Source organism: Candidatus Micrarchaeia archaeon (assembly GCA_041650355.1).
Taxonomy (GTDB): domain Archaea; phylum Micrarchaeota; class Micrarchaeia; order Anstonellales; family Bilamarchaeaceae; genus JAHJBR01.
The window spans coordinates 1-8555 of record JBAZLI010000044.1; the positions used below are offsets into that span (position 1 = coordinate 1).

Below are 8555 nucleotides of genomic sequence, written 5' to 3' on the forward strand. Positions count from 1 at the left end.
ATGGTAAAGCTAGCAAGGAGGCTAGTGAGGGACATGCAGCCACTGCCAAGGAGCTGAAGGCCCAGGTAAAAGCTGCATCAGCGTATCTGGACCAGCTCAATGAATTGAAGGCGAAGATCGAAGCGTATGTAAAAAGCGTGGAAGAGTCAGCCAAAAAAATGGTTCCCGAGGAGCTCGATGCCCGTTTGAACCTCTACCTTACCGCCAAGAAGCAGATTGCGGAGGTAAAACAATTCACGAAAAAATTCCTCAGAAGGAATAATGACCCTGAGGCTAAGTTGCTCGCGAAGGAGCTCCAAGCGGTAATAAATGCGGCAGATAAAAAGATGGAGCGCGCGTCAAGAAGGACCGAACGCATGATGGAACCTGGGGCCAAAGAAGCAGCTGAATCAAGGATGAGATATAATGAGCTGGCCGCTCAAGTCCAGAGGGACGATGGCGTGTCTGTGCTTTCACAGAATCCACTCAAGGCTACTTGGTGGTGGGCTGCGGATAAGGGAGTCGCCATATCATTCACGTTGCGAAGATGGATGCGCAACATGGAGGACCTCAGTGTGAGGGCCATGGATTGGTTCAAACAGTACAACGAAGCCAATCCGCTCCGGGGCCGCCTTGCCAGGTGGGGGAGCATGGCGATAACCGAACAGCACGCGCTGAATCCTAAAAGCGAATCCGAGAAGATGAAGACCGCGCTTGAAGGCGTGTTTTATTCCTACCCTGCGATATGGCTCGCGAAACCCGCATATGGTGTGAGCGAAGAGGAGGATGGCGAATACCGCCTCAGGCAGCTTGCATACAAATGGTTCACATACGCCGGTTCGAAATCAGAGAGCGCGCCGAAAACAGGTGACAAAGATTACGCCGACCTGCTCTTGCGCTTCGGCACCGGCGCGGAACTGGAAGCGGCTTACCGCTATTATACTAAGAATAAGGATGCGGCGATGGCTTACGCATGGACGAGGGGAAACAAGCAACCGTCCAAGGCGCCGGTGAAGGCGCACGGAATGAGCGAAGAAGATTTTGCGAAGCGCCAGGCAATGTGGAATGCACATAAGAAAATGCAGGCCAACGCCGTAGAAGGCATGGATATCTCAGTGGAGCTGAAACTGAGCGTGAACACCCAGGAAAATAAAGGCAGGAGCGTAGGCGTGGTCGCGGCGATAACCGGCATGCCACCGATTGCTCTTGGCAGGGACAGGAAGATGGAAAAAGGCAAGAGTGCCAGCGCCATTGACGCCATGTACTCGCAAAAAGCAGCGGAGAGAGCGGCAGAGCTTGCCATGGCAGGCCTCAACGAGATGAGTTTCCCCTTCCTGGACGCGATCCAGTTCACGGACCTGAAATACCGCGACCCGCGCACCGGCAAAACCAGGAAGATAGAGAGCGCGTCCCAGCTGCCAGTCCAAATTTCCATGAGCGGTTTCGTCGCGGACTTAAATCTGACCGCTGCAAGATTTTTCGAATGGTCCGAGAAAGGGATGAAAGGGGCCGCGCCCAAAGGCCGGTACTTTGACATGGAATGGGACACCAGCGGCGGCTCCAAGGTGCTGGCTGTCAAGGTCAAGCAGGAAGCCATTCTACCGCTCAGGAGAGCGAGCGGCGGGGCATTTGATTTAGCCGCGCTTGGAGTGCTGGCAGACACCATCCTCCCCCAGCGCACCCCCACAGGGGATCCGATCCGGGTGATGTACTTCAGCGCCAAGGACAAGAAATATGTCAGGCTGTTGCCGCAGGAAATCGCGGAAGTGGCCGGAAAAATATCAAACAGGTCCATCCCGTTCCCAGCAAGTCGTGAAGCTGATATCGTCGTGGCCGAGCAACCGGTCCAATTTGAGAGAAGCTACGCAAAAGAAGAGCTTGACGCCAGGATAACTGCTCTGTTCAATTCAAAAAAAGAAGGAGACAATGCGTATGAATATTTTGCAAGCTTGATCAGCAGAAAAGATGACTTGGGTGACATTCTGAGCGCTTTGACAGTGCTTTACGGTAAGAAAGGCAGGGAGCCGCTCTCTGCGGCGGTTATACAGCCGGAGCTCGGAAATCTGCTGCCTGCCAGAGATATCAGAGAACGAGACAGATTCTTGACTGATCTGTTCGATGACAATCTGTTTGGCCCAGATAAAAAATATCCGATTTCAAAAAAATGATTTTGTGCGGTGATTGAAAATGACAAGCCCGGCATTCCTCGTGAAGCAGAATAAATTTGTGCAGGAACTCAGGAGTAGCTACTCTCTTGTATTGTCTATTCCCAAGGAAAATAGCCTGGATGGAAAGGCGCGTTCGCTTGAACTGAAGGTGTCTGCAGTTGATGCCCGCAAGAACGAGGTGCATTTCAAGCTTGTAAGCGAGACCGTTGGTAGCCGTGCCTCAAGAGACGGCGCCAGAGTGTTTGTTGGCACTGCTTCAGGAGCGGATTTGGACGTGTTTGAGCTGACATCCACTCTCAGCGGCAGAAAGATTCGCGAGGCCGTCAGCTTTAAAGCCAAGGACAAATCACAGTCGCAACCGTTTTCGTTTGCAAAAGTCGAAATCTACAATGCGAACGGGACCCCTCTTTGGTCCAATGGCATAAAAATTGAAGCAGAAAAACCGGTTTCATCCTCTGGAAAGAACGAGCGGAATAAGCCAGTTTCGGACAATGCATCCAAAAAGCCGGATGCGCAGAAAACAGTGCCAGCTCAGGTAGAGGAAACCACTCGTCATCAAAAAGTACGGAAGGAAGAGCAACCTTCGGAGAAGAGAGACGTTCCGAAAACCGCGGCAGAAAAGTCCAAGGAAGCAAAAAAGCCTGAAGAGAAAAAAGAAGTTCCTGCTTCGTCCAAGAAATCCACTCCAGCCGCTAAAAAGACGGTTCCAAAACAGGTCGAAGAACAGGAACTAGACCGCTCAGAATCGTATAAGAAAATGACGCTGGCAGAAATGCTCCAGGAGCTCAGGACAAAGCCAGCAGAGCTTCTTGCCGAGCGCAAAACCGGCCACCAGGGCTTCCAGGTGTTCACGTCCGGGCAGGCACTTTCAGCAGAGGACCGGAAGAGGCTCATGGCTTTCCAGACGCTCTGCCGCAAGCTTGGCGAATACGAAGTATTCAACGAATTAGCGGGGAACAACCTCAACTACCTGGACGTTTTCAACGAAGTAAAAGTGAATGGCAAATTCGACGATGCAACCCAGCAGGCGGTGCGACTCCTGCAAAATCTGCTGGTAAAGTATCTGGAAAGCACGGGCGTAAGGAACGGCCAGGAAATCGGCACGCTGGGCGGCAAGAAGGTCATTCTGAGAACCGAGCGCCTCGCAAACGGCAAAGTCGGAGCGCAAACCATAACCGCTTTGTTCAGGTTCATGTCAGAGCAGGAAAAAGCCAGGGAATTGCAGGCAAAGCCCGAAGCCAAGGAAGCCGCTTCTGATATTGCCAAGGAGATAGAAGCTATCTCTAAAATGCCTCTGAACGCCAGACAGAGCGCGAACCTTTTTTCCATTGCTCCGCCGGTCCGCCCGCCAGAGCAGAAAACCGAAGCCCCGGTTCAGAACGACATAGACCGGTTCAACGGCCACGACCTGATGACGCAGCTCGATATAATTGCGCACTCTGAAAAATCCGCCATAAAGGGCAAGCGCAGGCTCCTCACCCTATTCCTTACGCGGAGAAGCCCGATAAATTCCAACGGCAGCATCAACCAGAACAATATCGATTTGAGCGCCACTCTCTCCGAACTAAACAGGAGAGCGGAAAAGGAAAAACACGTGGTGATAGATTTCGGAGGCAAAAAATGCAAAATAACCGTCGAGGGTACCACGCTCAAGGCAGTGCCAATAGAATAGCTCAAAAACGCCTACCTACTCTTTCGAATTTATGTAACTCGTACCTAATGGAATCAGTACAACTTTATGACGGATCTGATTTCTCAGATTTTGTGCCCGTCATACGAGTCCAGATCAACTTGAGAAGATTCGCCATGGTTTCGAGTGCATCAGCAATGAACATCCTCATTCCCACTGTCTTTCCCTTAAATACTTCTAGATACGCACGCAATAATTTTCCCTCCCTAGCAAACTTTGCTCCTTTGTCATAATAATCTGCTTTCATATTATGCCTTTCGGATATTCTTTTTAGTTTCTCAGGAGTATACTTATTTAGGAATTCAAGGTAAGACTCCACCGTAATTCTAGCTTTTAGAATCGTTTCCTCTACCTCACAAAGTTGCTTCTGTTGTGCAATCGCTTGCTCTAACGTTTCAATATCCTTTTGTCCGCTTTCAGTTTTTGAAAACTGCGCTTTCAAAATCTTAAGTTGTTCCTTCATCGCGTTTAATTTTTCGTAATCTTCTTTGATATCTTTAATCTGTATACTATCATCTTCATTCTCACATTTTCCCCTTCTCCACCTAAAGGCTCTTCGTATCCCCTCCGGTCCTACCATTTTTTTCCAAAATTTCGGCTTCTCAATCGTTGGCTGTTCTCCCTTTTCGTTCTTTACAAGCTTCGTTCTTTTTGTAAACATACCCCCACCCCTATAGATTTTTTTAAATAAAGGATATTGCTCCTAACAAACACGTATTACAACATATATGTTTACTTCTAAAGGTAAATAAATCTTTGCTAAGCGAGCGACGAAGTGGCCAGCAAGCAATTCAAAAATCGCTCCTGAAGTTTCAGACTATCTGCGGGTTATGGATTCAGGGCATCAGGTCCCCTTCGCCTATTTTCTTCCTCACGTAATCCCCTACAAAAGTAAGTTTTTGCCCCTGCAACGCGTCCTGCTCGAGCTTCTTCTTGGTTTTCAAAACCCGTTTCAGTTCCTCCACCCACCGCTTGTGCGTGCTTATCCACGGGTAGGAGAGCATCTCCTCGGCGCGTTTCAAGTCCACTTCCTTGGCATTTATCGTGAGCTTTTGCAAAAACGCGTAATCCTCTATGTCCTTCATCGTGACCCCTATGAACCTCATCTCGGGAATCGCGAAATTCCTCCCTAAATAGGCAAGATTCATGCTCCCGGTCTTGATGGTCCAGTATATGTACCATCCCCACGCATCGCAATCGGTGAACGCATAAACTGGAAGCCCCTTGTCCGCGAGCTTCCTTATCAGCCGCCTGGTTCCGCGCGAAGCCTGCCCCTTGGGGGTGATAATAATGCAATTCTCTTTCCTCCAGAACTGGTCCTCATTCAGGCGCTGCCACAATGCGTCCTTTTCCACTACGAGTACGTATTTCGCGTCCACGTCCACCAGTTCCATCCCATTATCAACGTCGCTCGGGACCATCCACCCGCTCCTTCCCATCTTGGTTCCGTCTATCAGCGTCTCCTCTCCTGCGAAGTTGTCCCTTATCTTCAGCCTCCCGGCGACCACTCCCTTCCTATCAGTAGTTAGGTTGAAGTCCTCCCTTTTCACAGATAAAGCGACCTCCAAATCCTCTATCAGCTCGTTGGACTCGCTCTGCTCTGAGAACAGTTCTTCGTCAATATCCTCTCCTAGGGTGAATTTGAGCTGGTAATACAAGCCCCTTATGGAAGTGTGCAAATCCTCTGAAATGAATTTCTTGGCCTTGTTCGCTATGGCTATTGTTTGCATGAATTTCTTGGCCTGCCCCACGCTCACGAACCTCCTCTCCTCCCTTTTTTCCCCTATGCGCAGGAATTTCATCCCTTCGTCGTACACGATGTTGCTCCTGCTCCTGAGCGGAAGGTCGAATTTGGGTTCCTCCCCTCTTATAACTTCATCAGCGAGCTTTTTGCCCAGGTTCCGGAGCCGTTCCAGCGTCTCCTTCTCCCCGAGCAGCTCCATCCGAGAAACCGGGGTTGATACCCCGTCGCCTGCCCTATCTTTCGGTTTTTTGGATTCATCGCCGAACGGATGCGCCACTGCCCGTGGGGCCTCTTCAGCGATGTTCGTCTTTTCGCTTTTTTTAGCCATGAGCATCACTCTTCAGGAACTTCCGGTTCCTCAAGTTTCTCCTTCTTCTCCTCGCCGTTGCCGTTCTCCCCGTTGCTTTCATTTGCGTATTTCCTCTCCACTATTTCAACAAGCTTCTTCCCGAGCTCCTCGCTCTTAGTGCCCGAGAGCTCGCCCAAATCCTTGGATAATTGCTCTATGTACCTGAAGACCGCCTTCTTCTTCCCTTCGCGCTCCCTTTCGCGCACCACGCTTCCAACGTAGCGCTGCATCAAGCGCGCGGCCTCCTGCACCGCATTCCTTATCTCATCCATTATCTCCTCGTCAGTGGAGATTGCCTGCTTGCCCGCCCCGGTGTAAGGGACGTGCACAGAAGTGAAGTTTATGAAAACCGTTATCGCGCTATTGTCAAAATCCTTTATCCCATACCTCTTCCAATCTATGTTCTTCACCGCCTCGGTTATCCCGCACCCTCCTGCGTCGAAAAGCAGAGGGACCCGGTTCGCGAACCTCATTATGTCCCCTGCCCTGCCCCCCTCGGTCTTCTCGTGGCCTGAGTTCCCGCCGTAAGCTATAGCGGCCTCCACCAGGAACGGAATCCCGCCCCTGAAAACCTTCGGGCTCCTTTCAGTCACCGCCATGAATTCGGGCACAAGGATGTTCTTCACCGCCTTCTCAATCTGCTCCTTCCCTATGGGAACCACGCTGTCCGTCGCAGGGGCTATCCACTTCACCTGCTTGAACACCTTTACGAGCTTATCCGCCTCCTCCCAGCTCAAATCCTTGGGCTTCCTGCCGAAATTTATTTCTGGAGCTAGCGCCCTTATATCGGAAACCTTGTTCGCGCTCACTCTGGAGAAAGAATCCTGGAGGAACTGGTTGAGCGTCCCTTCGTTCACCCTTTTCGAGAAGTCAATCAAGTCATGGGTGGTTATTCCCAACGGATGCGGAAGCACGTCCCTGGGCTTTGGCGGTATCCTTTCATCGCTTCTCGGAAAAGTCACGCTGTTCCCGCCCGGTTCCACGAGTGTAATCTGCGCGTGCGGATTCGCGAGCGCGGTCCTCCTCAAATACTCATAAACTCCGTAAGCCCCGCTGTCGTATTTCACGTCGCTGAACTCCGCCTCTATGACCAGCCCGGTGCCGTCCGCGTTCGGCTCCTTAACCAGGTTTGTAATGACCGGGGAGTTGGACTTGAAATCTATCGCGAGATTGCACTTCACTATCGCTTCCTTGTACCTGGATTCCACGTAAATCGGCTTTCCCGTAGTGAGGAGCGCGTACATCGTGCATCCTGTCGCGCCTATTCCCTGCTGGCCCCTCTGCTGGGCGTATCGCGCGAATTTCGTGCCTGCGAGCATCTGTCCGAGCGCCTTCCCAATGAGCTTCTCAGGTATTCCGGTCCCGTTGTCCTGCACCTTCGTCCTCAAATTCCCGTTTTCGAGCTCCTTTATCTCAACCCTAATGTCAGGAAGTATTCCGTGCTCCTCGCACGAGTCCAGGGAGTTGGTTATGTACTCGTGCACTATGGTGGTGAGGCTCCTCACCTTGCCCGAGAAGCCGAGCATCTGCCTGTTCTTCTTGAAGAACTCGGCAACTGAGTATTCCTTGAATTTGTCGAACACGTCGCCCATCGCATATCGCCTTTCTTTAACTGGTCGCTTTCGCAGTTGGCTTTAATCCGCGCATTTATTTAAATGTTTCTTGGGGCAGGGTAAATTGCCTACCTTGTTCCGCCCATTACGGCAATCACTGTTGCTATGGCCGCAAGCACAAGCGCTACTAGCCCCGCTGCCCCGGGAATGTTCCCGAACATCAGATAGTTGACCGCGAGCGTTGCCCCAACAAGAAAAAGCGTCCAAACGACGTGCGCGGTTATGAAATTCTGCTGGGTCGTTCCCGCATTATATCCCCATGCGACGAAATACTGCGCAACAAGAAGCAAAGGGACCATGAGCAGGAAATTCCTGATTCCGAATTCGTTTTTTGCCAGCCAGCCGTTGCCCAGCTGTATCCCTATGGCTCCGATTAGGAAAAACAGAACGAACGCATAATCCATAAGACCGCCCTTCTCCTTCATGCGCATAGATTATGTGCAAAAATTAAAAAGGCTGCAAACGGGGCACTATCACTCGGAAGCCCGCAGTTCGCAGGTCATTTCCCCATGAGCTTGTTCGCAAGAATCTCTTTTTTATACCTGGCCAAGTCGTTGAAAACAGTGCTCAGCTGCGCCCCGTCTATGATTTTGTTCACCGCCTTCTTCGCGTACTGCATGGTGTCCATGTTTGCGATTATGCTTATGGTCCACCCGTAAACCGAGATTTTGCACTCTGCCGCGGCTTCGATTTCGAGCTTCATCTTCCCCTCTTCCCCAATCACTCTTCCCTTCACCCTTGCAAGATTGTTCTCCCCCTTCACGATTTCCCGCAAATCAATGATTTCAAGCATGTAATTCTCGTTGAGCAGGCGCTCCGCGTCCTTCGCGCTGAACCCCCGCCCTATTGCGTGCACCACGTCCTTGAGGAAATAGGCTTTCGCGCTGTCGCCCTCTATGCTCACTTCCCCCTCTTTATTCACTTCTATTTTCGTCTCCGTGAGCTTCTCGAGCCTGCCCTTCGCTTCCCCTCCCTCGCCGAAAAGCGCACCCACCCTTTCCGGCGGAATCTT

The 8555-nt window shown here is 51.2% G+C and carries 7 protein-coding genes; 2 read left to right on the forward strand and 5 right to left on the reverse strand.

Annotation, left to right across the window (positions count from 1 at the left end; all coding sequences use genetic code 11):
- Together WC488_03610 and WC488_03615 are read left to right on the forward strand one after the other, a co-directional pair.
- Positions 1 to 2147: hypothetical protein (locus tag WC488_03610; GenBank protein ID MFA5077488.1), on the forward strand; the 2147-nt coding region annotated here is incomplete at its 5' end.
- Positions 2148 to 2166: 19 nt separating this feature from the next.
- Positions 2167 to 3819 carry a hypothetical protein gene (locus tag WC488_03615; GenBank protein ID MFA5077489.1) on the forward strand — a complete coding sequence of 551 codons (1653 nt, stop codon included), beginning with the start codon at positions 2167 to 2169 and terminating at the stop codon, positions 3817 to 3819.
- 64 nt (positions 3820 to 3883) lie between these two features.
- Here the strand turns inward: WC488_03615 and WC488_03620 are convergent, their stop codons facing one another.
- The 5 genes from WC488_03620 to WC488_03640 form a co-directional block, all read right to left on the reverse strand.
- Positions 3884 to 4498, reverse strand: a complete 615-nt coding sequence (locus WC488_03620; protein MFA5077490.1) for a hypothetical protein — start codon at positions 4496 to 4498, stop codon at positions 3884 to 3886.
- A gap of 175 nt (positions 4499 to 4673) precedes the next feature.
- On the reverse strand, positions 4674 to 5909 hold the full coding sequence (locus tag WC488_03625; protein MFA5077491.1) for a DNA topoisomerase IV subunit A: 1236 nt from the start codon (positions 5907 to 5909) through the stop codon (positions 4674 to 4676).
- Between the two features lie 5 nt (positions 5910 to 5914).
- Entirely contained in the window at positions 5915 to 7522 is a 1608-nt protein-coding gene (gene top6B, locus WC488_03630) for a DNA topoisomerase VI subunit B (GenBank protein MFA5077492.1), read from the reverse strand.
- Positions 7523 to 7611: 89 nt separating this feature from the next.
- The gene (locus WC488_03635) at positions 7612 to 7968 is read right to left on the reverse strand and encodes a hypothetical protein (GenBank protein ID MFA5077493.1); all 357 of its coding nucleotides are present in this window, start codon (positions 7966 to 7968) and stop codon (positions 7612 to 7614) included.
- A gap of 74 nt (positions 7969 to 8042) precedes the next feature.
- The coding region (locus WC488_03640) for a KH domain-containing protein (GenBank protein MFA5077494.1) at positions 8043 to 8555 on the reverse strand (513 nt) is incomplete at its 5' end.